19 protein-coding genes are annotated in these 23,781 nt (G+C 54.9%); 5 read left to right on the top strand and 14 right to left on the bottom strand.

The genetic code is table 11. The features are described from left to right. Positions 1 to 700: DUF3426 domain-containing protein (locus FEF65_RS12905; RefSeq protein ID WP_238701405.1), on the top strand; the 700-nt coding region annotated here is incomplete at its 5' end. On the opposite strand, the gene FEF65_RS12900 is transcribed toward FEF65_RS12905, so the two are convergent. From FEF65_RS12900 to ispD, 5 genes are all read right to left on the bottom strand, one after another. Beyond that, entirely contained in the window at positions 639 to 2,762 is a 2,124-nt protein-coding gene (locus FEF65_RS12900; protein ID WP_138240235.1) for a hybrid sensor histidine kinase/response regulator, read from the bottom strand. The two genes, FEF65_RS12905 and FEF65_RS12900, sit on opposite strands and share 62 nt — an antisense overlap. Before the next feature lie 72 nt (positions 2,763 to 2,834). Further along, positions 2,835 to 3,479, bottom strand: coding sequence for a response regulator (locus FEF65_RS12895; protein WP_138240234.1), 645 nt, complete (start codon positions 3,477 to 3,479; stop codon positions 2,835 to 2,837). Between the two features lie 302 nt (positions 3,480 to 3,781). Continuing rightward, positions 3,782 to 5,968, bottom strand: a complete 2,187-nt coding sequence (locus tag FEF65_RS12890) for a sensor histidine kinase (RefSeq protein WP_138240233.1) — start codon at positions 5,966 to 5,968, stop codon at positions 3,782 to 3,784. Between the two features lie 6 nt (positions 5,969 to 5,974). Then, positions 5,975 to 6,466, bottom strand: coding sequence for a 2-C-methyl-D-erythritol 2,4-cyclodiphosphate synthase (gene ispF, locus FEF65_RS12885; protein ID WP_138240237.1), 492 nt, complete (start codon positions 6,464 to 6,466; stop codon positions 5,975 to 5,977). 2 nt (positions 6,467 to 6,468) lie between these two features. After that, a complete protein-coding gene (ispD, locus tag FEF65_RS12880; RefSeq protein ID WP_238701403.1) occupies positions 6,469 to 7,176 on the bottom strand; it encodes a 2-C-methyl-D-erythritol 4-phosphate cytidylyltransferase in 708 nt (235 codons plus the stop codon). 215 nt (positions 7,177 to 7,391) lie between these two features. Here ispD and FEF65_RS12875 point away from each other — a divergent pair, with 215 nt between their 5' ends. Together FEF65_RS12875 and FEF65_RS12870 are read left to right on the top strand one after the other, a co-directional pair. Next, complete coding sequence (locus FEF65_RS12875; protein ID WP_138240231.1) at positions 7,392 to 8,213, top strand: cytochrome C assembly family protein; 822 nt, start codon at positions 7,392 to 7,394, stop codon at positions 8,211 to 8,213. Positions 8,214 to 8,222: 9 nt separating this feature from the next. Further along, a complete protein-coding gene (locus tag FEF65_RS12870) occupies positions 8,223 to 9,512 on the top strand; it encodes an HlyC/CorC family transporter (protein WP_138240230.1) in 1,290 nt (429 codons plus the stop codon). Between the two features lie 104 nt (positions 9,513 to 9,616). Here FEF65_RS12870 and FEF65_RS13755 read toward each other — a convergent pair whose 3' ends face one another. From FEF65_RS13755 to FEF65_RS12845, 6 genes are all read right to left on the bottom strand, one after another. Beyond that, a complete protein-coding gene (locus FEF65_RS13755; protein WP_274595112.1) occupies positions 9,617 to 9,745 on the bottom strand; it encodes a hypothetical protein in 129 nt (42 codons plus the stop codon). Between the two features lie 84 nt (positions 9,746 to 9,829). Beyond that, a complete protein-coding gene (gene fmt, locus FEF65_RS12865) occupies positions 9,830 to 10,768 on the bottom strand; it encodes a methionyl-tRNA formyltransferase (protein WP_138240229.1) in 939 nt (312 codons plus the stop codon). A gap of 75 nt (positions 10,769 to 10,843) precedes the next feature. Next, complete coding sequence (locus FEF65_RS12860) at positions 10,844 to 11,398, bottom strand: DJ-1 family glyoxalase III (RefSeq protein ID WP_138240228.1); 555 nt, start codon at positions 11,396 to 11,398, stop codon at positions 10,844 to 10,846. Between the two features lie 5 nt (positions 11,399 to 11,403). Next, positions 11,404 to 12,345, bottom strand: a complete 942-nt coding sequence (locus FEF65_RS12855) for an anthranilate phosphoribosyltransferase (protein ID WP_138240227.1) — start codon at positions 12,343 to 12,345, stop codon at positions 11,404 to 11,406. A gap of 94 nt (positions 12,346 to 12,439) precedes the next feature. Beyond that, on the bottom strand, positions 12,440 to 14,164 hold the full coding sequence (locus FEF65_RS12850) for a VTT domain-containing protein (protein WP_138240226.1): 1,725 nt from the start codon (positions 14,162 to 14,164) through the stop codon (positions 12,440 to 12,442). A gap of 39 nt (positions 14,165 to 14,203) precedes the next feature. After that, complete coding sequence (locus tag FEF65_RS12845; protein ID WP_161595250.1) at positions 14,204 to 16,006, bottom strand: lysophospholipid acyltransferase family protein; 1,803 nt, start codon at positions 16,004 to 16,006, stop codon at positions 14,204 to 14,206. A 285-nt stretch (positions 16,007 to 16,291) separates the two neighbouring features. Between FEF65_RS12845 and FEF65_RS12840 the strand changes: the two genes are divergently transcribed. Then, entirely contained in the window at positions 16,292 to 19,081 is a 2,790-nt protein-coding gene (locus FEF65_RS12840) for a LamG domain-containing protein (protein WP_161595249.1), read from the top strand. Positions 19,082 to 19,177: 96 nt separating this feature from the next. Here FEF65_RS12840 and FEF65_RS12835 read toward each other — a convergent pair whose 3' ends face one another. Further along, complete coding sequence (locus tag FEF65_RS12835; protein ID WP_138260830.1) at positions 19,178 to 20,626, bottom strand: sensor domain-containing diguanylate cyclase; 1,449 nt, start codon at positions 20,624 to 20,626, stop codon at positions 19,178 to 19,180. Between the two features lie 143 nt (positions 20,627 to 20,769). Beyond that, on the bottom strand, positions 20,770 to 21,915 hold the full coding sequence (locus FEF65_RS12830; protein WP_138240222.1) for a helix-turn-helix transcriptional regulator: 1,146 nt from the start codon (positions 21,913 to 21,915) through the stop codon (positions 20,770 to 20,772). Between the two features lie 144 nt (positions 21,916 to 22,059). Here FEF65_RS12830 and FEF65_RS12825 point away from each other — a divergent pair, with 144 nt between their 5' ends. Further along, positions 22,060 to 22,455, top strand: a complete 396-nt coding sequence (locus FEF65_RS12825) for a response regulator (RefSeq protein ID WP_138240221.1) — start codon at positions 22,060 to 22,062, stop codon at positions 22,453 to 22,455. A 168-nt stretch (positions 22,456 to 22,623) separates the two neighbouring features. Here FEF65_RS12825 and FEF65_RS12820 read toward each other — a convergent pair whose 3' ends face one another. After that, the gene (locus FEF65_RS12820; RefSeq protein ID WP_138240220.1) at positions 22,624 to 23,388 is read right to left on the bottom strand and encodes a hypothetical protein; all 765 of its coding nucleotides are present in this window, start codon (positions 23,386 to 23,388) and stop codon (positions 22,624 to 22,626) included. Positions 23,389 to 23,781: the final 393 nt, after the last annotated feature.

Here is a 23,781-nt window from a genome sequence, read left to right as displayed (position 1 = left end):
TGAGTCCGCTGAGTCCGCTGAGTCCGCTGAGTCCGCTGAGTCCGCTGAGTCCGCTGAGTCCGCTGAGTCCGCTGAGTCCGCTGAGTCCGCTGAGTCCGCCGAGTCCGCCGAGTCCGCCGACAACGATCCGGCATTCGGCATGCTGCTACCGCCTCCCCGCCCTAAAGCAGCCAGGTTGTGGCCGCTGTTTCTGGTTCTGTTACTCCTGATCGCCGCCAGCGGCTTCTGGATTCAAAAAGATGCATGGATGGACAACCGTCAGGTTCGCAGTCTGCTGCTTGCCATCGGCATGCAACTGCCGGATCGGGCCGGCGACTGGCGCATCGATCCGGCCAGCATCAAACCCCACTGGATCACCCGCGATGATGGTACACGCGTCTTGCTGGTTCACGGTATGCTTCAAAACCTGCTGGCTACCGACAGACCCCTGCCACCACTGGCTGTTACCTTTTTCTCTGTCGAGCAACCGCGGCAGCCGCTGGGAAGCGCCATCGTCCATATCATCCGGCCACCGGATGAGGAGAGCATCCGGCAAAGCGGATACCTTAATCCGGCTCGGGATCTCAACCTGGCACCGGCCGGCAGCAAGTATGCATTTGATATCCTGATGCAGGATGTACCGGATCAAACCACCGATTTCACATTGCTTCCCGTCGGGGATGATCCTCAGCCGAAAGAGAGCACTCCAGCACATGATTGAGCTGGCCGATATTCCACGGCTTGCGCAGCATCATACGCCCTGAATCGTCTGTAATCAGCGCATTCTGGCGATCATAACCGGTCATAAATACAACGGGTAATCCGTGTTGCCGGGAGCGCATATGACGAGCCACCTCGATCCCGGTTCCCGAAGGCATCACAACATCAAGAATGGCCATATCCAGCTGCCCCTCATATCTGGCAAACAGGGAGAGCGCCTCCTCACCGCTGGAGGCTGACAGGACACGGTAATTTGCTCCTTCGAGAATTTCGGAAAGGGCATCAAGCACGACATGGTCGTCATCTGCCAGCAGCAACAGTTCACCCGAGCCACGACGCAACGTCACCTCTTTCTGCGCATCCGCCTCATACGCCTCGATCGCCACCGGAAGCCAGAGGGTAATCGCCGTCCCTCTTCCCGGCTCACTGGCCACCTGAATCAATCCGTGCAGCATCTCCACATAGCCCTGTACCATGGTCAGGCCAAGGCCGGTCCCGATCGTACTGGCTTTGGTGGTAAAAAAAGGATCAAACATCCTCTCTCTTGTCTCATCATCCATCCCGATGCCATTATCATGCACCGATATTCTGGCCCATGAACCATGCTGACCATCTGTAATCGCCGAGACCGGCGGCTCGGCCACATCAAGCACCAGCTCGATTTTACCCATACCACCACCCTCGCCCTTGTCGTGCACGGCATGGGTGGCATTGACAATGAGATTCAGCAGTGATTGCTGCAGCTGCACCGGATCACATCGAATCAGCAGACGCTCGACCTCAATCCGGCTATCGAGCAAAATAGACTCCGGCACAGAAACGTGGGCAAACTTGATCAGCTCCTTAAGAAAGGGAACGAGATCAATCACCTTCACCTCCGGTGTCCCCTTGCGCGCAAAGCTTAACAACTGCCTTACCATACCAGCCGCGCCATACCCCTGCTGCTCCACCCGTTCAATCCGGGCCTGCAGCTCGGGCCTTCCGTGAAGTCGCTTTCTCACCAGGTAGAGGTTACCCAGAATACCTGCCAGCACATTGTTAAAATCATGGGCAATTCCACCGACCAGCATGCCGATAGCCTCCATCTTCTGGGCCTGCCTGAGCTGTTCTTCCATGGCCACCATGGCAGTGATATCGCGATGAACCACCACAAATGCCTGTGTATCATCCTCCTGCTCGATCGGCGTCATACTGGTCAGGGCCTGATAAGTGGTGCCATCCGCACGCCGGAAGCAATTTCGACCACTCCAGCCGAATTTCAGCTCAATCGCCTCAATCATCGATTCGGACTCACCGTCCGTATCCATTGCAAAAAACTGACGTATATCGGCCCCGGCAAGATCCGCCTCGATCATACCAACATGCTCACAAAAAGCGGCATTGGCAAACTCGATCCGGTACTGCTCATCAAACACACAAACCGACTCATCCGCCTGCTGCATGGCTCTGGCCCAGCGGGCATTCTGCCGGGCCAGTTCGCGCTGCTCACTGACATCATTGATCAGCCAAACCCACCGCTGCACAACACCATCACGGCCGGTAATCGGATTCAGCTGCAAATCCCCCCAGAATGATGATCCATCCTTGCGATAGTGGCGCAGCAATGCACGCAATGAACGACCTTTGTCCAGAGCATCAAGCATATGGGCATAGACACCTGCATCAGGATCATACTTCTGCAGGTCCAACAGATGCTCCCCGACCAGATCCGCCTCCGCATAACCGGTCATCCGGCTATAGGCGGGATTGATATAGGTAATGGCGTGCTGGTTGTCGGGATCGGTCACAATCATGCCGGCGTCGGTATGATTCACCAGCAGATTGAACAGTTCATTCTGCTGTTTGGCTCGTCGGAGCGGCCTGATCACCCAGCTGTAAATCACCAGCGATGATACCACTGCCAGAATCAGCGTATCGCTCACACCGGCAGCCAGGGTCGAGGAGTTAATACCAAACAGCCGGAAGCCGGCCATCAGGGAAGCTTCTGCGAGAACAATCACCGCCAGTATGCGAAAGGCTATGAGGCCGGAAGATTTATAGTCTTTTTGCAGTAAGGTTCTCATAGCATCAAAGTAGCCCGAAACAAACCACAAAGTGAATAGGGAAAATCCTATTTCTGAGTCATGTCAACCAGTTCAATCGCCTGTATCGGAGATAAACGGTGATTGCAGCAGATCCCAGGCCATCGCTTTATGGACAAGCTCGGCGCTGTTTTTTAATGCCAGCTTCTTCATAATACTCGTTCGGTGTGCCCCGACTGTTTTTTCACTCAGGTGCAGCAGGGCCGCGATATCAATCACACTGCGCCCCATTGCCAACATGGCAAACACTTCAAATTCGCGCGTCGTTAACAGCTCCAGCGGGCTGCCGGCAGCACTGCCGGACTGATGTAGCAGACTATTTTCCATATAGAGATGACCGGCAGCCACAGTCGACACAGCCTGTGACAACGCATCAATCGGAGCCCCCTTGGACAGGTAGCCGAGTGCTCCGGCATCCAGCGCTCGCCGGATAATACCCGGCTCATCAAACATGCTGAGCACCAGCACGCGCGCCCCCGCATCACGGCTGATTAATCGCCGCAATGTCGCCAGCCCCCCCTCTCCGGGCATCATTAAATCCAGCACAACAACATCCGGATGCAGCTCGGCATAAAGCCTGAAACCCTCTTCCCCCGTTGCCGCTTCTCCGGCAATACAAAACAGGGGGGAGGCCTCCAGCAGATGGCGGAACCCTTTGCGAACCATGACATGGTCATCTACAAGCAGAACCGAAATCATTGTCGGTACACCTCTTTACACGATTCTGCCTGCAGGCAGTGCATGAGCAGGCAACCCTAAACAGAATCAAACAGGCAGCGCTTTAGGAATTTTCCTGATTTTTTAGAACACAGCTGCGCGCTGTATGCCGGCCTGCCAGCCGGCCAGCATGAAAGAGAGCAGGAGAGCAGGAGAGCAGGAGAGCAGGAGAGCAGGAGAGCAGGAGAGCAGCAGCCCTGCGAATCGACGTCACAGATGGAAAGGGTGCAACGGCCTGACACCTCCGTCCACTGTATGTGCAAACCTGCCCCGGAGGATGTGGCTCATCCACCTGCATCTGCATCTGCAAGCGGGATGGCTCCACCGACAATGGTGCCGCCGCCACTCTTGCTATCGAGTAACCAGCGCCCGCCCATCGCCTCGATACGTTCACGCAAACTGATCAGCCCCATGCCCTTTTTAACCGACTCATCATTAAAACCACAGCCGTTGTCGCGAACCCGTATATGGAGCATGGAACCGCTATGCTCCAGCTCAATATTCACTCTCGTTGCTGCGGCATGGCGGACAACATTGCTCAATGCCTCCTGCATAAAATGGTAGATATGGCGCTGCATTGCTCTGGGCAGCTCATCCACATCCGACCACGCCCAGTCATACAGGCACAGCTGAACATCCAGCCCGGTTCGCTGCCAGCGACTGCATAGCTGCTGCAGCTGCTCTGCCAGCCCTGTCCCCTCCACCGGATCCGCACGCAGCCCCTGCAGTGAATTACGTACCGACTGCATCAGTTGCCTGACCAGTATCCCCAATTCACTGATCACCGCCTCTTCCCTGACATGATCTCCATCCCTGGCGGCCATGGCCGCCAGTTCGACATGGACCTGCAGTGCCGTCGTCAGCTGTCCGATATCATCATGCAGGGTATGCGCCATATCCTGACGCTCCCGATCCCGAATCGTCAGCAGTGAACGGGAAAGTTTCTTTACATCGGCCAGCAAACGAATCTGGCGCGCATCGGCCTGCATGCGCTCACTGACATCCTGATGATACGCAATATAGTGCGTCAGTGTACCACTCAGATCATGCACCGGTGCAATGCTGACCTCATCCCAGAACATCACACCATCGGCACGATAATTCCGCTGAACGCCTCTGTATGCGTAACCTTCGGCAACCGCGTGACGCATCGCCCGGGCAATCTCCGGATCACTCTTCTCGCCCAGCAACAGCTCACCACAATTATGGCCCAACACCTCTTCCCGGCCATAACCGCTCATACGCTCGAAGGCATGGTTGCAATAAATAGCCGGAATATGGGCTTGCGCAGCATCGCAGATGACAATACCGCCAGTTGCCTCATCCATTGCACGGGTGCGAATATGCAATGCCCGACGAAAACGATCCTCACGATCCCGATCGCGGAAAATGATGACAAGAAATGAACTGACCAGTATCAGCGCCAGCACGGCCACCAGTACCACCCGATTGCGCAGCTCCTGCATCTGCCCCTTCAGGGCTGCGACGGGATAGAGAGAAACCACCTTCCACTGCGGCCCGTCATGAGCAATATGCACCCTCAACCCATGCATATGCGGCATCGTTCCCAATGGACGGACACTGTCAAAAGTGACCAGATACTCACCGCTGCCACCCTCACCATGATCGACAAACTGACCACGCTGATCACGGTTGATTTGCTGCCAGCGCTGCGGGTTGCTTATGGCCATACTCTCCCCGCTCCGTTCCTGCACGGACTGCCCCCACTCCCGCTCTCTATCGGGGTGGTGTAACCAGTAACCATCCCTGTTCAGCAGCATCGATGAGGCAGGCGTATCGATCATGGTATCGCGAAAACGGGCGAGCATGCTTTCTGCCAGCACATTCAGCACCAGCCCGCCACGGCGCATACCATTGGCATCGAACAGCGCCATAGCAAAACGGACCGTCGGCTTGTATGGTAACTCGACCGAACCATGCTCAATATTCAGATCCAGTGGCGAGATATAGATACTGCCGCTATTCAACCCCATCATTTCAGTGAAATAGTAGCGGTCGCCCTTATATTGCAGCTGATCATCCGGCACAATGGCAGGGTGACCGTGATTGTAATCCACACGCACCACTTCCATGCCGCTCAGATCAATAAAACGAATCTGATCATAAAAGTCACTGCTGCTGATAAAAGCCAGCATATCCTGCTTCAGCACATCACGGCCTTTCCGGTTTACATCCAGCAGGTGACCTCCCAGCTGATTGCGCATGAAGACAAACATATAGGCAAAATTGCGCATATCATCCGCCAGCTGCTCACGCTGCAACTGGACATGATGGCGCTGATTCGCCTCGATATGATGCCATTCGTCATGCAGGCGAAGCTGATAATAACCGATCGCCGCCACTGCAATCAGCAGTGCCGCAGCCAGTACGGAAAATAGTAAACGCAATGACCAGCGGGTAGAAAGATAGGGCCAGATCCGCCCGCTGGATGGTTGTAGGGTTTCGGCCAAGCGGAATTATCCCGGTCGCCGGGAGATCAGGGCCACCGCATGCGCGGCAATTCCCTCCTTGCGCCCGACATAACCCAGCCTCTCCGTTGTTGTCGCCTTGATATTCACAGCAGACTGATCCACCAGCAGCAACCCGGCCAGACGTTCACGCATGGCCGCAACATGAGGGGCAATCTTCGGCTCCTGAGCAATCACGGTGACATCCACATTCCCCACCGTCCAGCCGCGCTCGCTGAGCGCACTCACCGTTGCCGCCACAAACCGGGCGCTGTCGGCATCCTTGTACTGCATATCGGAATCGGGAAAATGATGACCGATATCGCCGAGACCAGCTGCACCGAGCAGCGCATCACACAGGGCGTGATAGAGGACATCGGCATCCGAATGACCGGCCAGCCCTCTCTGATGAGGAATATCGACTCCGCCGAGAATCAGCTTGCGACCTTCGGCAAAGGGGTGAACATCAAAGCCATGGCCCACACGTATATTCAATGTCATACTCATTTTTCAAACCCTCCCCGGGATGATTCAGACTGAAGTTGCGTCGCCAGCCAGGCCATATCAGCGGGCGTTGTGATTTTCCGGTTCATCGCATCACCATCGCTGACATAAACCGCGAATCCGGCCGCTTCCAGCAGCGAGGCATCATCGGTATGCAGATGCAGCCGCTCCTTCTCGCGTCCGAGTGCCTCAACGAACCACTCCCGCCGCGCCACCTGCGGTGTCTGTACGGCACGAAGCTGTTCACGCGCAGGTGTTTCCAGCACGCGACCATCGGCATCCACCCGTTTGATCGTATCGTGTACCGCGACCCCCGGTATTGCCGCACCAAAGCGCGCAGCCGTATCAATCACATCCGCCAGCAACCGTGGCGATGGCAGCGGCCTGGCTGCATCATGCACAGCCACCAGATCGATATCAGCCGGCAGAGCCTCCAGACCATGCTGCATCGAAACAGATCGTGCCGCGCCCCCTGTCACCGGCGCCAACAGCTGAAAAGGATAATCGCGGCCGGCTACCAGCCCGGCAAAACGGTGATCGCCGGCAGCTACCACCGGCTGCACCACGCAAATGCGTGGCTCTGCCGCCAGATGAACCAGGGTATGCAAAACGAGTGCCTGCCCTGCCACCTCGACATACTGTTTGGGCAGCTCACCGCCAAAACGACTGCCTGAACCGGCAGTCAATAATAATACACCCACTTTCATATTCGGGATTGTGCGATTTTCCCTGCTCCGGTCAATGGCAGCCCGCCTGTATCCGTCAGGAATCAGTATAAACGCGGTCACCGCAGCGAATCGAGTCATATTTCCCGAGCGTCTTTATCGGCTTTTCCGTTGCGCATCATGGACGCATCAGCTAGAACGCGCTCCATCATGAATGACTTCTATATATCCGGATTGCCTGCCACAGGATTTACCCGATGACGTTCAGCCTGCTGTTTTTCGCCGCCGGCCTCACCACCTTTGCGGCCTCATTCATTTTGTGGCGTGATGCGCTCAGCCTCCATGCAGCCCCCGGTCAACAGCCATCCAATCCGATTACCGCACTGCTGTTTGTTGCCATAGGTCTGAATATTTGGGCCATTCACCTGATGGACTCATTTACCGCCGGTGGTATCAACTTCACGCTGGCAACGGGTGTAGCTGTCGCCACCCTGATCGTACAGGGCATCTATATTATCGGTGTCATGCGCCATGGCATCCGCGGGCTGGGGCTGTTTCTTTTGCCGGCAACGGTCATACCGCTGCTACTGATTCCATTCCTGCCCGAAGCACATACCCCTAACTGGGTACACACCTCGTCGCTGCTGGAAACCAGCCACCTGCTGATCTCGCTGCTCGCCTATGCCGTACTGACCCTGGCGGCATTCCATGCCGTCATGCAGATCATGCTTGATCGGGCATTGAAGAAAAAGCGGATGACCATCCTGATGCAGGCGCTGCCATCCCTGTTCGATATCGAGCGCCACATGATCGCTCAGGTCAAGGTCGCAACGATATTGATTGCAATCAGTATTCTCAGCGGGCTGACATGGCAATGGGTCGAATACCAGCACTTTGCCATTCTCAACCATAAGGTACTGCTGGCCCTGTTCTCGCTCGGCGTACTGGTCCTGCTGCTGATCAAGCGTTACCGCTCCGACTGGCCAACCCGTATCGTCAGCCGCACGGTCATTGCCGCCTATATCCTGCTGATGCTGGCCTATTTCGGCGTCAAGCTGGTACAAAGCTGGATCAGCTGATTATTACACATGGATAGTGCCACATGGGGTATTGAGGGCTTCCCCTTTTCAATAGCCATCGCCATTCTGTTTTTGCTGCTGTTACTATCGGCATTTTTCTCAGGCTCTGAAACAGCCCTGACCCGGGCACGCAGGGCCGCATTGCGCGTGCGTGGTGAACATGGTGACAAGGGGGCCAAAAAGGCCGAGAAGCTGCTTGATCAGCCGGAACGGATGCTTTCCACCGTGCTGCTGGGCAATAACTTCGTCAACATTGCCGCCTCGGCACTGGCGACCACGCTGTTTGTTCATCGATTCGGCCAGGCCGGCATTCTCTATGCCACGATTGCCATGACCGTGGTCGTGCTGATCTTTGCTGAAATTCTGCCAAAAACCATTGCTGTGGCCCATCCGGCTATTATTGCCTGCCGTGTCGCCACCCCGATGCTTGCCATTCTTGCGGTACTGAAACCGCTGGTCATCGCACTGATGGCAATTATCGACCTGCTCAAAAAGCTGCTGCGCATCCCTGAGTCCCAGCATGGCCAGCTGACCCATATGGAACTGGCCAGCATGATCGATTTAAGTGAGGAGTCGGGCGTGCTGGATCCTGCCAGAGGGCAGATGCTCAACAGCAGCCTGAGTCTGCATGAGGTGGCCGTGAAAGCACTGATGACCCCTCGCAAACAGATGTCCATGCTTGATGGCAATGAAAGTGTGGCCGCCTGCCTTGATCTGGTCACCACTGAACCATATTCCCGCTTTCCTGTTTATCTGCATGAAACGGACAACATTATCGGCATCATCCATATCAGGGATCTGCTGAAAATCAGCCGCACCAAACAGCGCCTGTGCGATGCGATCATCTGGAAAACCCCGACCTACATCCCGGCCACCAAGGATGCGCTGGCCCAGCTGTTTGATTTCCAGAGCAATCGCCAGCATATGGCACTGATTGTCGATGAATTCGGCGACATTAAAGGGTTGATTACGCTCGAAGATATTATTGAGGAGATTGTTGGTGAAATTCAGGATGAATCGGATATCACCACCCCGGCTGAAATGTGGCCGCAACCGGATGGCTCGCTGGTCACAGCGGCGACCGTCGCACTGCATGATATCAACTCGACCATAGATGCCGAACTCCCCGAAGAGGGAGCCACAACCATTGCCGGGCTGATTGTTGAAATTCTCGGTGACCGGCCGGAAGGACGCCTCTGTATGAGCATCGGCAAGGTCCGGGTCGAGGTACTGAGTGTTGACGGCGACTGGATTCGCCGCGTTCGCATCTACCCGCCTGAGGATGAGAGCGAAGAGTAATCCACGCCCGTCATAACATGCTTATCGGTGGCACTCCGGATTTGCACCATGGATGGGGCACCGCGCAGTTACCACGATCAGGCAGCCATCTGACTACCCTCCGCTCAATGCACCAGAAACAGCGCCAACAACATCAGGATGGCAAGCGGGATCTGTAACATCAGCTTTGCGACCTTCCATCCTCTTGCCGCACTCATCCTGTTGCTGTGTTCAAGTTGTAATATCGCAGGCATGATATCCTCCTCAATCTCTGATCGGCAACCAAAGAGTAAGCCGGACGATACGCGCCTGCAGTGAGACAGATCACCCGTATCAAATCAGAGGACAGTCAATGAATCCCCCGCCTTTAATGCAGCTCCGCGCAGATAATCGGCTGCTGCCATCGCTTTTTTACCCTCCGGCTGCAGCACCTCAATGCAATATACACTTCCGCTACCGCAGGCGATCTCAAGTCCGTTATCCAGCCCGATAATTTCCCCCGGCAAGCACTGATGCGACCGCGCCAGCACCCGACCGGCAATCAGTTTCAGCCATTTACCCTGTACGGTTGTACGGGCTCCGGGGGCCGGCGAAAAGCAGCGTACCAGGCGGTCAATGACCACGGCATCCTGTGACCAGTCAATCTGGCGCTCTTCATTCTTCAGCTTGCTGGCGTAGGTAATCCCGTCTTCCGCCTGAGGCTCCGGCTGCAGACCTGCGGCAATGGCAGGCAGGGTATCCACCAGCAACGATGCCCCCAGCGGGGCAAGTGCCGCCCACAAATCAGGACCCGTGGTTGCGGCCGTGACAGGCAATGTGGCACGGGCATAGACACCACCGGTATCGAGCCCCTCCTCCATCTGCATAATGCACACACCGGTTTGCTCGTCACCTGCCAGCAGTGCGCGTTCAATCGGTGCGGCTCCCCGCCAGCGCGGCAGCAGCGAGGCATGGACGTTGACGGCACTGATCCGTGGCACCTCAAGCCAGGACTTCGGCAAAATCATGCCGAATGCCACGACCACCAGCAGATCCGGCTGTTTCTGCTGCAGCCATGCCAGTGCCTCCTCATGATCCCGCAGGCGCTCGGGGGTAATGACATCAATGCCGGCATCCAGCGCCGCCTGCTTGACCGCAGACGGAGTCAGTTTCATGCCTCGTCCTGCCCTGCGATCAGGCTGGGAGACCACACCAACCACCTCGATGCCATCAGCATCCACCAATGCCTGCAGACAGGGCACAGAAAATCCGGGGGTACCGGCAAATACAACGTTCATTTCAACTCCAGTATATCTATCTCACCGACCGTAATCAGCCGCGCGGCCCCGCCATGGCAGGGCCGGCTACAGCCATCAGGCGACAATATCCTGCCGGATGGCTGCTGCACTCTCTTCGCCACAAAGGCGGGCGATCAGGCGCAGGGCAAATGCAATCGCGGTGCCCGGCCCGCGACTGGTGACCAGAAAATCATCCTCTACCACGGCGTCATCGCTATACACCGATGATGGCTGCAGCCGCTCCATGTCCGGGCGGCAGGCCGGGTATGAGGTGACCTGCATACCGGCAGTGATACCGTAGGCAGCCAATGCTGTCGGTGCCGCACAGATGGCAGCAATCGATTTGCGTTGCCGGCGCAAGCGCTCTACCACGGCCCTGACAGCAGGGGCATCGCGCAACAGGTGGGCATTGGGCAAGCCGCCGGGCAACACCACCATATCCCAATCCTGATCCATCACATCTTCAAGCGAGGCATCCGCAGCCATCGTCACTGCCGAACGGCCGGTCACAGCCTTGCCATCAAGACTGGCCATACATACATCGACCCCGGCTCGCCGCAGCAAATCAACCACCGCCAGCAATTCAATCTCTTCCACGCCCGTTGTAAACGGAACCAATACCCTTGCCACCACAGTTACTCCTCCACACTCCAGTCATCTGCAGGCGTGCCACAGGCCGCCCAGGAAAAGGCCTCGCCCATGCGGCGAACGACCGCCCTTTCACGTGCATTCATGGCACCACCCAGCATGTCCAGACTATGCTGGGCAAGCTCATTCAAGTCCATGCACTCACGGGGATAAGGCTCCTCCCCCGCCGGCTCAAAACGAACCTGCTCGAGCCGGTCGCCCTGCTGACGAACAATCAGCTTCTGGCGATCGGCATACAGTTCAGGCTCGCCCTCCGCCCCCATAAATACCAGCGAACGCGGCTGTTCCAGCAAGCGGTTGGCCGTACTCATATAGTCGGCATAGGGCGTATGGAATAATCCGTTCAATTGCCCGGCACAGCGCATGGGGTTAAGCAGGCGTGCCACGGTATTGGCAAATGAGCGAACGCCAAGGCGGGGACGTAACTGGTAAATGCTGAACAGATCGGGGCAGATATCGGCAAGGTCGGCATACACGATACCATCGCGGAGCAGTATCTCCCCCGCATCAGCCATGGAGCCTGCCCTGCTGACACCGGCCTGCGACAGAATTTGCCAGGCGGTGATACGTCCCTCAATCGCCTCCACACCATGCACAAAGACAGGAATGCCACGATCCCGTGCCTGCATAGCAGCGGCAAGACAGGCATGCGCCGCTCTGCGCTTGCCCGCATAGCAGGGGAGATCCACCGCATGCGCAGGTGCTGTGGCCGTACCGGTCACATGGCGGCGGGCAGCCCGCACAAAACCGGCCAGCTCCTCCCCCGATTCTCCCTTCATGCGCTGGGCAATGAGAAATGCCCCCAGCTGCAGCGGGTCGGCATCGGGATATAAAAGCGCATCAAAAATGAGCTCTGCATCCGTTTGCGAAAGATTTTCTGCACCGTGGGCACCGCGTGCCACCCGGCCAATCATTGCGGCAATATTCATGGCCGAGTTGTACCACTGCCGGACGGGCGAGGAAAGCCTGCCCGGGCAGCAATCGCTGTTGCCTGAGCAGATTGACGGATAACCGGGCGAATATTCAGGTCGATGAGGGGTATTTGCTGATCAGCTCCCGCTGCTTGCGCGCCAGCTCGAGAAAATCGCGCACAGGAAGCGGCTGAAAACCGCGACTGCGATTGATATTGCCAACCTCAAACAGCAACACCAGCGCACCAAACAGCTGACGATATTTTTCCCGCACAGAGATGGATGCATCCCAAATGTGCAATGGCTCGGAACATGCGCCATTGATCTCCACAATCGAGAACTCCTCACCACGCTGTAAAGCCTCCAGTGATTTAAAGCGTATATCAAAGCGACCGAAATAGAACTCCGGCATACTCTGCGCCAGAGCATCAAAACGCGCTGTCATCGCAGGGGTAATATAGCTGCGCCCGTCACAATAGATGCTGCCAAGCCGACCACTGCCAGCCATCGACAAACGAACACTCTTCCCTGCTTCCGGAACAGACTCGAGATCACGACTGCTTAAACCGCTATGCTCGGTACTGAAGCCAAGGTAGAGATCTGATTTGCCGGCGGTGCGCGGATTTTTCAAAATCAGCTCGCGCAATGTTGATACCCCGTCACCGACAACATAGGGAAAGTAAACCAGTGCGAGGGAGTGGAGAACTCCGACGGCATCACCGGGCTTACGAATATAGAACACGCCGGCCTCCCCCTCGTACGGGATATATGCCTGCAGCAACATGGCAACACCGGCCGGGAAGGAGCGGATATAGCGATCCAGCATATCCACATCATCCACCAGTGAAACGCCAAAGCCCTGCCAGCCGATATCAGGCTTGGCCACAACCGGAAATTCAATCCCGGCCTCGCGCATCGCATCAAGTGCCCTGTTCAGCTCGCGGCCATCGTCCGGGCTCGCTTCGGATTTACAAAAACGGACATAGGGGGCAACCCAGCATCGCTGTTCTGAACCCGGTCCATCCAGCGAAGCGGCTTTTGATTCGCCCCAACAGCCCCCGCCTTCAATGCAGGGGTTGGCAGCACTTGGCAATGACATACTTCCATATCGCCAGCCAAGCCATAACCAGTACATTGTCAGCGGCGTATAAAAGAGTGCATCGGGAATTTTCTCTATCAAACGGACGCCTCTGGCTGCCGGCGTCAGGGGAGGCATACCGGCGTGGTGACACGCCTCTGCACATGCATCAGCGGCAGGCGCAGGCTCCTTGCGCTCGAGTATATTCAAACGGGGATGACGGGCGATGAGCAGGGATAGCCCCAGCAACGATGCCAATACCACCAGCCAGGCCCAGTCGCCCAACCCCTGCAGAACAGAACCGCCGAAAAAGAGAACGACCAGCAGGGTCAACACCACGAATGGAACCGCAGTCACGACCGAATAGAAGAAAAAGCGTCTGAATGGTGCATTCAACCAGCCACAGGCGACAAATGCCGGAAACAGAAGTCCCGGCACAATTCTGCACAGCACAATCAGCAAGCCGAGATTACTGCTCACCCACGCTGATGCACGCTCGCTGTCAAAGCCGGTCACAAAGCGACGGGCCCAGGGCGTACGCCTGGCCAGTGCGCCCAGGCCGTAAACAGTCAGATCACTCAGTACCACGCCGATATAGAGGGTAAGCAATACCAGCATAAAGGGCAGATGCTGCTTATCGATAAAATAGCCGGCAGCCACAATCGCAACATCTTCATGCACAAATGTTGAGGCAAACAGGACCGCACAAATTTCCCACCAGCTGTGCGATGACAGCAGCTCCTGTATAGCTTCAGGCATACAGGATCACTACCGGCAACGGCAAAAAAGCGCGCGCCATCAACATTCAGATTGCCTTTTGTCCGGGCTGATATCCCCGTGATAACTGCAATAGGCTGCAGCCAGCTCTGCCCCCATATACTTGTTCAAGGTGCGAATATCGATCCGGGGCATATCGAGCATAATCAGGCCATCGACAACGTTATTGAACTCTTTATCAATACTGAAGCCGAGAAGACGGGCCCCCAGTTTAAGATACTGTTTTAACATCACCGGCATATTTTTGCTGTCTTCCTGAGAGGCACTGATCAGCTCTGAGATCATGTGGATATCCGTCGTGGTCATCAGGCTTGAACGCCGGTCAATTTCATTCATCGACTGAAACGGATATCTCGGTTTCACCAGCCTGGCCAGATTAGGCAGAAAGGTGTTTTCCTCCAGAAAGGTGATCAGCAGCTTGCGAGACAAGGTATTGTAGCTGTCACTAATGCTGACCGGCCCGAACAGATAGCGGTATTCAGGATGTTTCGCGGCATAGGTGAATACCCCCTTCAACAGCAACAGCAGCGGCAAATAACTGCGCTGATACTCCTCACGCACGAAAGAGCGACCAAGCTCGATCGAGGGACTCAGCTCATGCATCAGCTCCTCGCTATAATGAAACAGCGAATAGGTATACAGCCCTTTGATGCCGAAGCGCGGCACAATCTCTTCCGACAAGCCCAGCCGGTAAGCACCGACAACTTCACCAGCCTGCTCGTGCCAGGCAAACAGATGCAGGTAATATTCATCGTACAAGTCGACATCGCAGGCTTTTCCGGTCCCCTCATGGGTCATGCGAAAGGTCGTTTCGCGCAAGCGACCGATCTCCTGCAACAGGTATGGTATCTGGGCCGCAGTCGCCACATACACACGCATCGCACCGGCTGTCACCAGCAGCTGGCCGGGAGCAAGAGCATTCACCTCGGCAAGCAGAAGCTTGCTGTCGATTGCCGGTATAATCGGCTGCTCCATTTGTCTTTGTGGTGCCGAAACCGATTCGCTCACCAGCTGATCACCCAGGGCGTAGGTTTGCAGACGCAGGTAGTCAATCAGCGCGGACGCATTCAGGGAGGCTACCTTGCGATAATCAACAGCCCTGCCAACACAAATCCGAATACGATGGCCCTGCTTGTTTAACAGCTCTCTGGCCAACATCAACGTACGCAAACGCGGATGAATGAATCCGGCAGCCTGAAACAGCAGACAGTTCTGCCCTGAAAGATAGACAGGTACAACAGGCACGCGGGTCAGACGGATGATATGAGCAATCGACTCATTCCACTGAGGATCGGTAATTTTACGATAGCGGGACTGGTAGTGTGACACTTCGCCAGCCGGGAAAACCATCAGCAGACCGCCCTGCCGGACCCAGCGGATGGCCTCGCGCAGCGGCCGGATATTGCTTTGTACGGCCCCCTCTCCGGCAAATGGATCCACACTGATAAACAGATCGCGCATTTCCGGAATACATTGCAAAAGGTAGTTGGCCATGATTTTCACATCAGGCCGGATCTTCTTTAACAACGATGCCATGACAATGCCGTCGATGCCGCCGCATGGATGGTTGGCAATGACAATAGCCCCACCACTGGCAGGGATTCTGGACCAGTCAAGATCGCCCACTTGAATCGCCACCTGATGCTGCTCAAGCAACTGATCCACAAATTGCTGCGAACTCTCTGCAGGAATACTCTGCTGATAGAGCTTGTTCAGCCCATCCAGCCCCATCATTTTTTCAAGCAAAATATCAATAAAACGGCCAAGCGGCTTGAATCGGAGTGGTACAGCTCCACGAACGGCAAATGGCTTCGAATTCTTCATCGGACGAGTGTTAGCCATGATTCTTAAAAGAAGCTGAATTTTAACATGGCGCCAATATCATGAATTTTTCGAACATCGCAACGAGCAACTATGCGGCACGATGACGGTCCAAAAGAGTACCAGGAACAACTCCCCGACAAGCGGCCATGCCCCTCCCGCCGCGAACATGCTCCTCCCCCATAAATGTGATTATTTCCCATATCAGATCGGGACCTTCTCCCATATATCAGAGTATTCAAGTCAACTATGATACATGGGCCTGCAACGGATAAAGAGGAGGTAGAGATGAAACGAATCATTACAGGAATCATCGGGCTGATCATGCTGATACCATCCGGTGCATATGCCGGACTGAACGATGGGCTGACTGGATTATGGACCTTCGATGAAGGGCTGGGAGTCATCGCCAATGATGTGTCCGGCAATAATAATAACGGTACCATCAACGGCGGCGTATCCTTTGTGGGTGGACATGATGGCAGCGGCACAGCGCTCGGTTTTGATGGTTCCACCGGTTTTGTCGAAATTCAGGACTCTGCATCGCTTTCGTCAACAGCCACCACCGACCAAATCACCATTTCCTACTGGGTGAATCCGCGCTCACTGACCGGTGATCTGATCAGCAAACGCAGTGCAGCAAATGTGGGCGGTTTCGTGATCGAGGCAGACGGCAGCACCGTTAAACACTTCCTGTTCATGAACAATGTCAGCGGTTCCAATAATAGTGCATGGCCCTACGTCAGTAGCGCCTATCCGCTGAATACATGGACTCATGTGGCCATCACCTATAAGGATGGCGCCGGGCTGAAGCTGTTCATCAATGGTGTGCTGACTCAAACATTGCCGGTGAACGGAAACCTGAACGCCGTTCCTTCCGTATTAAGAATGGGCATGGATTCGGAAGCAACCAATGCCCGCTTTTTTGATGGTGCACTGGATGAGGTGAAAATATTTCATCGGGCGCTGGATGATTGCGAAATTGCCAGACTGGCCGGTGATAAAGGGCAATGCCTGACCGCAGCCATCCAGTCGGAAAGCTCTCCAAGCCGGCAGTATTCACTCATCGATCCGGAGCTGCAGCAGGATATCGTGGCAGACAACATTTATTCACCTGCCCAACTGGGGGAGGCATGGACCGCAGATGGACACATGTTACGGCGTACAAATTATCTCATCGCCGAATACTCACTCGAACAAAATCGCATTGTATATGGCACACCGGTCTATACTTTGATCGCATTGCATTCAGTGCCGGGCCTGGATCTCGGCTATGGCATGACCAATGGAACAGATGGCTATATTTACGGCAATTCGCCCTTTGGTCTTTACCGCATCGACCCGATCAGCTGGACAGCCACCCGGGTCGCTCCTAATGGCTACTATTACGGTATCGGCACACTACCGGATGGCCGTATTGTGAACGAGGCATCCGGTGGCAATCTGGTATTCGCCTATGACCCGGCTACAAATGTACAAAGCCTGTTCCATAATCCGGGCACCTTTATTGATGACCTGACGACAACCGATACCGGCCATGTCATTCTGGCGGCGCTCAGTGCAGCCCAGGTCCGCGTCATTGATAGTCACGGCGCATTTGTAAATGCAGGGCGTATCAATGGCTATACCGGCAGTGGCCGGCCTGATGGCATGGCATATGGTGATGGCTCGATTTACTCGGCCAATACCGATGGCTCGATATCCAGAACCGACTTCTCAGGCCCGGACTTTACCGGCCGCGCCACTGAAACCATCGTTGCAGCCGGCGGATTTTACGGCGACCTCTCATCGGTAGGACCGGATGGTTCGTTTTATATCTCCACCAACGGCTTGCGATACGATAACGGGACCACAGCAGGCGGCTGGGGAGTCGTACGCATCTCAAAGGCAGGCGGCTTTTCGACGCCTCCGGGTGTCCCCACCAACCAGCCACCCGTGGCCGATGCCGGAACCCCGCAAGTGATTGAGTGCAGTGGCTCGGGAACTGCCCATACCACCCTTGACGGATCAGGCTCTTCCGATCCCGATGTTGCCGATATCCTGAGTTACAGCTGGGAATGGGCAGGTGGTACGGCCAGCGGCATCAATCCCGTCGCTTCCTTCCCGCTGGGAACCACGCTCGTGACTCTCACCGTCAATGATGGCAACGGGCACACCTCCACGGCGACAACCACCGTCACTGTGCAGGATACCACCCCTCCAACCGTCAATGCAGGCAACGATGTCACCCTTGAGGCAACCAGTATTGCCGGTGCCGATTATCAGGTGGCCTCGCAGATATCCGCATCGGATCGCTGCTGCGACCTGATGACCACCTCGATTTTCCCGCTTGGCCCGTACCCGTTGGGTGCAACAGAGGTCACAGTGACAGCAACCGATTGCTCAAATAACAGCAGCAGTGATCGGATGATTGTCACCGTGGTCGACAGAACACCACCCCAACTCACACTGCCTGCTGATGTGCATATTGAAGCCAACGGCCTGCTAAGCACCGTGGCGATTGGCATGGCAACCGCAACCGATATCTTCCCGGTCACCATCAGCTCGGATGCACCAACCGTCTATCCGCTCGGAACCACCGCTGTCACATGGACAGCAACGGATGACAATGGCAACAAAACAACAGGCATCCAGCATGTCTATGTGGTCGATACAACCCCGCCAGTGGTCACTGCGGCTCTGATCCGGCTATCGGGTGAAGAGGATGACGCGACATTCAGAGTCGAATTTTCGGCCACGGATATCGTCGATGCCAATCCGACCATCACGGCGACCCTGAATGGTACAGTGGTCACGCAGGGGCAAATCGTCAAACTTGAACGCAGCAAAAAAGAGCGGGTAGAGATGGAGCATGGGATACTCGAAATCAGTGGCATAACCTTTAATCTGACCGTCTCGGCTACAGATGCGTCGGGCAATACAGGCAGTGCCGCTGCTGCATTCTCCTTCCCGACCGGAAAGTCATTCGAGAGTGATCGTAACCATGAGGAAAAACAGGCCACAGCTCATGGCAACCATGACCATACAGAGAAGCAGGGCCGGTCATCCGAAAATAAGAAGGAGAGCAGCAGAAGGTGAGGCTCACCCTCAGCACAAGGTTGTAACGGTGAACGCAGCGACCGGCTTGCAAAAAACGAAGCCGGTCGCTTGCATGTAAAGAGATGACTCTGAAGATTAATCGGCGCAGGCATCCACCCGGGCTTGCCCGCTATGCTTACCGCTCTCATCACAGGCCAGACAAACCCTGTTTTTGCCAGTGTTTTTCGCTTCATACATCGCCTCATCCGCCAGATGCACCAGGGTATCAATATCATCCCCCTTGCGATAAGCAGCCAAGCCAAGGCTGGCTGTGATGACACGGTTGCCAAGTGCCGGAATATTCAGATGGATATGGCGGATATCCTCCAGCAGGCGCAGGCAGAGCTCATGAGCAGCATGCAATGATGTTTCGGGAATCAACAGACAAAACTCCTCACCGCCCCAACGGGCAGGAAGATCAAGAAGGCGGGAACGACTTTTGAGCACACGCCCCAGCTGAACCAGCACCTCATCGCCAAGTGCATGACCGTAGTTGTCGTTGATCGATTTGAAATCATCAATATCAAGCAGCAACAGAGATAACTCATGATCATAGCGAGCACAGCGCTCAATCTCTGTTTGAGCCACCTCCAACAGATGACGACGATTGGAAATAGCCGTAAGCGGATCGGTTGTCGCACGCAGCCTCAGCTCGTCAAGCAGACGCATTTGAACCGAGATATCGCGCACAATGGCAGTAAACTCCATCTTTCCATGCACATCAATTTTGGCAATCGCCACTTCAGCGGCAAACTCGCTGCCATCGCTGCGTAAACCAGTCACTTCCGCCCGGGTCTCCATCGCCCTGGACTTTGCTGATGAATGGCCAAAGCTGCGAATGTGGTCAGCATGATGCTGGCGCGCACGCTGTGGCAACAGGGTATCGATCGACTTCCCCACCACCGACTCTCTGGTATAGCCGAACAGCTTTTCAGCCGCCTGATTAAAGGTTTTGATCGCATGACCTTCATCGATCGAAATAATCGCATCATGCGCGGAATCGACAATCGCTTTCAAACGGGAGCTGACGATATCAAGCTGCTCGGCATACATTTTTTCCTGCGTAATATCCACGCTGGTGGCAAGGATGCGCGTAAGACTCGACTCATCAGCGGAAAAAACGGGAGCCATGCGCACCCGATGCCAGCAGGGGGCCCCCTTTACCTCCAGCTGAAGTTCGCAATCCACCGCCCCCCGTGTCTCCCGGCAGACCTGAAACTGCTGCTGATAATGGCGCTGAATATAAGCGGGCAGAAAAGCATCGATACAACAACCGGCAGCCGGCTCACTGGCAATGCCGTACATCGACCGGTAAATATCATTACTGGTGACCAGCCGGAGTGAATCCTCCGCATCGATTTCAAGGACGATAATACCGGCGCCGACCGCCTCAAATATTTGCGCAGTATCTGCGGAATCCGCAACAGCAAGATTAATCATCCACGCCTCCAGAATGCCTTTTAACCGACTCCACTCACAGCTGCAGGCAACAGTCACCCTGCGAATGCCGATGAAAAGACGGCCGCTCGCATCCAAATGCAACACATTCAAATGATTTCTGCAACCGAATTAAGCCACCAACATGCGGATTTGGGCACGTTGCACTCAAAGACCAGCATTTTTCTTACTACGGTCACCACAACCCACGGAAGCGGTAGAAACAAAGGAGCATTTAAACAGGGAAATGATCAGGGGCAGACCTGATGGCTTGCCACAACCGGTACCCCTCGCAGTAATGCGACCAGCTCGGCCTGACGCTTCGTATCCGTCTTCTGAAAAATCAGCTTAAGATAACCACGAGCAGTAGAAAGGCGAATGCCATGATCCGTGCAGTACTGGTCAAGCGTTCTGCCGTCAGCCAGGCATACTGCGAGCCGTGCTTCCGACTGAGTGAGGCCGTACAACAGCTGTAAAACCTCAGGATTGATTCGGGAATTACGATCAGTTCGTCCGATCAGAATTGCAGCATAAATGCCCATCCGCTCCTCCAGCATCGAAAGTACATCCGGATGCAGCGGAATAGCGACAAGAGCAAGCTGGGGATCCTCAGAAAAACCATGCTGTAATGTCATCATCCCCAGCTTTTTTCGTCCCAGCCGGCCATGCTCAATGGCCTGCACCACCATATCGCGTAAACGTCTTGTCGATTCAGGCGAAGCACCATACAACTGCCCGGCAACCACGGAGCATAGCGAGGTTGAGGCAAGATCATGATGGGCCTGCCGGTTCTGGTAACAGACCCGCGACTCACCATCGAAGAGCAGAATTCCGGAAGAGAGGTGATCCATGGTCTGTTCAAACCCTTTGGAGTAGTTACGCAGGGTCTCCAACTCATGAAAAATCCTGAAAGCCTCATTCACATGCGGAAAAATCAGACTGACCGCTTGCAGAATCGTACTGCCATCGGCAGACCTGTCTTCATCTGCCATGATCACGAAATGAATCAGGAAATCTCCCTCCCTGAACAAAATTCCGACCAGCTCACCCGGCGCAGGGGTCAGCCACTGCGTACCTCCTGCTTCAATACGAACAGGCTCATCACCTCGATACAGATAGATTTCGCCACCACACCCCGACGCCTCAATCCGCAAAATTCCGGGCAGCCAGGGTTTAAACCCGGCAAAGAAATTGACATAGCGGTATGTCTCGGACTCACCCAGTCCATCGCACCACTGGCAAAACGCATGCATATTTGAAAGGTTGATCACCTCGATCGCAGCGGATTTACAGTTGCAATAGCTGGCAAGATCACGCAACACTGCCTGCAGCTTGCCGTTATTAAGGCATAAACTGTAAATCTCTTTAATCAACCGGTTAAACAACCTTACCCTCATGATCCCCCCCTTTCTCGCTCGATGAGGAATGATTCCTGTTACAGACACGCATCGCCCCCCCCCTGTATGGGGGGAGACGGATGATTCACTGTATCTCTATCTTCCGCGTAAGGGAATGATGTAAACGGGAGGCGGGGAAACACTGTGGTGTTCATAAATTCGACAAATGCAAAACAGGCACTGATTGCCGAAGATGATGATATGGGGCGCATCATTCTGGCTCGATTTCTGGATAAACTCGGTTATAAGGTCCATGCCGTTGAGAATGGAAAGCTGGCACTCGATCACTACCACCGCTTATGCGGAAAAATCGACCTGCTCATCACAGACCTTTTCATGCCGGAGATGAATGGTCATGAACTGATTCGGGAAATACGCAAAATCAACAAGACCCTGCCCATTATTGCCATTACCGGTTACGCCCGTCCGAACATGTTGCGTGAAGTGCAGATTCGCAACGCCACACTGTTTGAAAAACCGATCAATTTTCAGACGTTACGAACTCACCTGACCAGGCTGCACGATCAAATCAACGGATAAGGAATCACTGATTCATCCAGCGATTCCGAGCGAGCCATGGACGAACGCCCCAATCCGGCAGGATGGCCGGATTGGGGGGCTTTGCTGTCGCCAGCTGGGCGACAAGATGCATTGCGCCAAATCCGGCGCGTAAGTGTTTGATGCAAGCAAAGAAAAAATCAGCGCGGCCTAATGTTCGACTGCAGCAGCATCCAGCCTGGCATGCTTCACATCCTGCGTCTCATCCTTGCCGTTACTATCCCACCAGCGCTGGGCACGCTCGCGATCAAATGGCGGTAATACATGAACCTCGATGTCAGCCTTCCTGAGAGCGGGGAAAATATCCTGATATGCAGAAATATCTTCCTGACTCTGATCACTGATAGTGACATCAAATGTGCCGCTGGCAAAACCGGTCACGCTCTGATCAACCAGCGGAATTACCGGCCCGGCACGGAACTCATTCCCGTGCCGCTCACGCATCACACCGGAGGCTCTCCCGATATATGTCACGCTGTTCGCCTTCACCTCAATATCACCATGTATGGGCATCATGCATTGTGCCATTATAAATATGCCCTGATACATACAGGAGGCACCTCGAACAACATAGTGACCGGGCTCCAGGTCCATACGTAACAGATAGCGTGATCCACTGGAGCTGGAAACCGTACCTTCCAAATCCGTCTTGAAATTATGCCTGTCTGCTTTTTGCCTGGCATCCGGCGTTTCGACGTACGCTAAAATGACCTGGGGCTGATAATCACTTTTATATTGATTGGAAATTTCCATCGACATCAAAACAAGACCTTTGCCTTTCAGATCCAGTGTCTTCGTCGATTTAGTCAGCCCCATGTCGTGAACCGTGGCACAGCCAGTAAATAACAGAACCGAAGCTGCCAGCATCATTCGACGTAGCGTGCCTGGCATGCACATGCGTGACATGAAATTCATAACCCCTCCCGATACCACAGACATATCAGTGGCGGCAGAACTATATCTGTATCGTAACAGGGCTGTCTGTCATCCAAATGGATGACAAATGTAGCCTCTGCGGCGAAAGCTGTTCCGCGACAACCATTTACGAGAGTGGAGGCATCAATCAAAAAGGAAAATACTTATGATAAGGGCACTGGATTGCACCCGTGCGATGTGAGATGGACAACCCTGCTTGTATCAGCTCGGGCAGAGGCATAAAAAAAAAGCCCCGCCGGAGATTGCTCTCAACGGCGGGGCTTTGTGTTACAAATCGACAGGATAGTCGATTTGAACGTCGATATCGACGGGGGTGAAACCCCGAAGGACATGGACGTCCGTAGTAAATTCCTGGCATCGACCTACTCTCCC

Origin of the sequence: Mariprofundus erugo, assembly GCF_005818865.1 — a bacterium.
Lineage (GTDB): Bacteria > Pseudomonadota > Zetaproteobacteria > Mariprofundales > Mariprofundaceae > Mariprofundus > Mariprofundus erugo.
This window is presented reverse-complemented; position numbering and strand designations above follow the sequence as displayed.

Bases quoted from the DNA above. Each gene is read 5' to 3' on its own strand.
- FEF65_RS12855 (WP_138240227.1), bottom strand. From the start codon at position 12,345: ATGAATATTGCCGCAATGATTGGCCGGGTGGCACGCGGTGCCCACGGT.
- FEF65_RS12820 (WP_138240220.1), bottom strand. From the start codon at position 23,388: ATGAATTTCATGTCACGCATGTGCATGCCAGGCACGCTACGTCGAATG.
- FEF65_RS12845 (WP_161595250.1), bottom strand. From the start codon at position 16,006: ATGAAGAATTCGAAGCCATTTGCCGTTCGTGGAGCTGTACCACTCCGA.
- fmt (WP_138240229.1), bottom strand. From the start codon at position 10,768: ATGAACGTTGTATTTGCCGGTACCCCCGGATTTTCTGTGCCCTGTCTG.
- FEF65_RS13755 (WP_274595112.1), bottom strand. From the start codon at position 9,745: ATGCCTGCGATATTACAACTTGAACACAGCAACAGGATGAGTGCGGCA.
- ispF (WP_138240237.1), bottom strand. From the start codon at position 6,466: ATGACATTGAATATACGTGTGGGCCATGGCTTTGATGTTCACCCCTTT.
- FEF65_RS12830 (WP_138240222.1), bottom strand. From the start codon at position 21,915: ATGAGGGTAAGGTTGTTTAACCGGTTGATTAAAGAGATTTACAGTTTA.
- FEF65_RS12870 (WP_138240230.1), top strand. From the start codon at position 8,223: ATGGATAGTGCCACATGGGGTATTGAGGGCTTCCCCTTTTCAATAGCC.
- FEF65_RS12875 (WP_138240231.1), top strand. From the start codon at position 7,392: ATGACGTTCAGCCTGCTGTTTTTCGCCGCCGGCCTCACCACCTTTGCG.
- FEF65_RS12850 (WP_138240226.1), bottom strand. From the start codon at position 14,164: ATGCCTGAAGCTATACAGGAGCTGCTGTCATCGCACAGCTGGTGGGAA.
- FEF65_RS12900 (WP_138240235.1), bottom strand. From the start codon at position 2,762: ATGAGAACCTTACTGCAAAAAGACTATAAATCTTCCGGCCTCATAGCC.
- FEF65_RS12895 (WP_138240234.1), bottom strand. From the start codon at position 3,479: ATGATTTCGGTTCTGCTTGTAGATGACCATGTCATGGTTCGCAAAGGG.
- ispD (WP_238701403.1), bottom strand. From the start codon at position 7,176: ATGAAAGTGGGTGTATTATTATTGACTGCCGGTTCAGGCAGTCGTTTT.
- FEF65_RS12840 (WP_161595249.1), top strand. From the start codon at position 16,292: ATGAAACGAATCATTACAGGAATCATCGGGCTGATCATGCTGATACCA.